Genomic DNA, 2,410 nt, shown 5'->3' on the forward strand with positions numbered 1-2,410 from the left:
GGCGCAACTCAAGCGCGCCGTCGTCGGGCACAGGCGCAGGCTGTCGAAGCTGCCCGACCGCGTCCGCAGCTTCTTCGGGCACATGACTTTCCGCTACGCCGCCTGATTCAAAATCTCCCAGACCGGATCAATAGGTAGGCGAATCGGAGCGACACGCCGCACTAGCTCCGTCACGAGGCCTCGATTCGTGGCAGTACCGGGGGGAGAAGCGCTCCACAGGGTACGCGCCTTATCCACAGGGGCGAAGCGCGCCAAGCGGGGGGAAAAGGCGCGAGACTCGGGGTTATCCTGGGGGGTTAAGCCGCAGACTCTACTAGATAGAGTCAAATACTTCTCTACTAGACCCCGCGCTTCTCCCCCCAGTTGACGAGGCTGTTTCAGAAAGTGCAGTTTGCCCATGATGCTGAGGACGGGAACGAGTCCGTGGCGATGGGCGACAACATTCACCATCTGGTGCTGCTACACGGCAGAGAAGCGGCAAGCAGGATGGTCGAGCCAGAGCGCCGTCCGCTGGTCGACATTGCAGCCGAGGTGCTGGCAGATGAAAGCCGTTCTATCGGCATCTCATATACCGGGTTCTGCCTGACCTCGCTGCCACACAAGCGTCTGGCCGACGATGCCCCTTGGGAGAAACACGGTCACCGCGTTACTCTTCTAGTCGAGCCCGGCCGCATGAAAGTCAACGGCCAGACGAAGCTGTGGGGCGTGCCGTTCGGCGCCCGCGCCCGAATGATCCTGCTTTACCTGCAGACGGCTGCAGTCCGCACCGGCAGCCGCGAAGTAGAACTCGGCCGCAGCATGCGCGACTGGATGGGGCGCATGGGAATCGCATGGGGTGGCGAAACCGCCAAGGCAATGCGTGAGCAGGCCACTAGAATAAGCGCATGCAGCCTGAAATTTTTTTGGGAAGAAGAGCGGGGATCGTCGGCGTGGTCGGCCGGTCGCATCGTCAATTCTGGTCTGCAGCTTCACGACATGAGCTCGGGCGACGATCAAGGCAAGCTTTGGGAAGATCGGGTCGTGCTCGATCAAACGTTTTTTGACGCCCTACGCGACCACCCCGTCCCACTCCTGGAGACGGCCATCCGCCAGTTGCGCGACCGATCCCTATCTCTCGATATCTATGTCTGGCTAGCTTGGCGGTTGCACAACCTGGAACGGCAGACTCCCATTCGGTGGGCCGCTGTACACCAGCAGTTTGGCGCCGGCTTCAAGGAAGTGAGGCATTTCCGCCCTCGCTTCGTGCAGGCTCTGGATGCGGCGCTCGCCGCTTACCCCGATGCCCGTGTCATGGTTGATGAACGTGGCCTAATATTGCACCCATCACGTCCGCCAATCGCACCGCGTGTCTCCGGAAGCTTGTCCTAAGCGACAACCTCGACCACAGCAGCGGCAATCCACGTGCTCATTAGAAAATCCCAGTAACGATCGAACTTCGTCGGCCGGTCCGGCATCTCGCTGCAGCTGCAGTGACCAAGTGTACACCAGCTAGCACTACCTGGGCAGAAGCCATAATTCTGCTATGTTCTCAGACGGTTGCCGGCCGAGAGCGGAATTTCGTGTCACTCTGAATTCGCAGGAAAACCAAGTCATTTCCGCCCGGGTAGCGCTAGCCGCGCTTCTCCCCCCGGCCGCTTTACACTCGCTAGCTAGCCATCCGATGTCAGACCCCGATCAGCCGGGAAGTGGCAATGCGAGCCTATCGCGAACGTCATTGCCGGATACCGGTGAGGCCGCTTCGCTCTAGTTCCATACAGAGAAGGCCTGCCGGTGGGGGGTTAGGCGCGGACGCTGCCGAATACGGGGACTATGAGGGTGCGCGGACGCTCGACCAGAATGAGCCCCAGGAGCGGCACTTCCTAACGCGCTTCTCCCCCCACTTTAAGAGACGACTTTTGTCCCGGGAGATGGTGTCGCTCCCAAAGGGACAAGAGAAGGAAGATTTCGCCTTGCGGAGCCAACCAGCGTCGCACACGGCTGCGCCTGCCATACCGCGCCTTACCCCCGGGCTGGGGGGTAAAGCGCGCAGCTCCGACCATACCAATTGTCTTAACAAGGGCCTGTATCAGCCTCTCCGGCCGGAGAGGCTCTCAGAGTGCGCCGCGGCCGGCGACAGCGCTCACACCGAACCGGCCTGCCGGCCCCTACCGATCGCAGGTCGGACCGCGCTTCTCCCCCCAACAGGTCCTGGCGCACGCCGGCAGGCAATGAGTCGCATGGATGAGACATGCAGGCCCAGACCGTCTTCACCGCCGAGCTACTCCCTTTTGCCGCCTGGCCGATCGCCAGGCCAGTGCGCGACATGCCGCTGGCTGTCTGCCACACCAAGACCGTCTCCCCCACCGACCTGGTGGCGAGTAATACCCAGCGCCCGAAGGTCTGACTCTTGGGGCTTGAGCCGGCGCGGTCG

Annotated in this window: 2 protein-coding genes; both read left to right on the top strand. The window is 61.8% G+C overall.

Annotated elements, in window-relative coordinates:
• Nucleotides 1-429: 429 nt before the first annotated feature.
• Nucleotides 430-1,368, top strand: coding sequence for a replication protein RepA (locus AC5JJ6_RS09365; RefSeq protein WP_496041781.1), 939 nt, complete (start codon nucleotides 430-432; stop codon nucleotides 1,366-1,368).
• 859 nt (nucleotides 1,369-2,227) lie between these two features.
• Complete coding sequence (locus AC5JJ6_RS09370; protein WP_496041780.1) at nucleotides 2,228-2,383, top strand: hypothetical protein; 156 nt, start codon at nucleotides 2,228-2,230, stop codon at nucleotides 2,381-2,383.
• Nucleotides 2,384-2,410 lie beyond the last annotated feature (27 nt).

It is taken from the genome of Skermanella sp. (assembly GCF_059503625.1).

Excerpts from the sequence above, each read along its gene's own strand:
- AC5JJ6_RS09365 (WP_496041781.1), top strand. The coding sequence starts at position 430 with ATGGGCGACAACATTCACCATCTGGTGCTGCTACACGGCAGAGAAGCG.
- AC5JJ6_RS09370 (WP_496041780.1), top strand. The coding sequence starts at position 2,228 with ATGCAGGCCCAGACCGTCTTCACCGCCGAGCTACTCCCTTTTGCCGCC.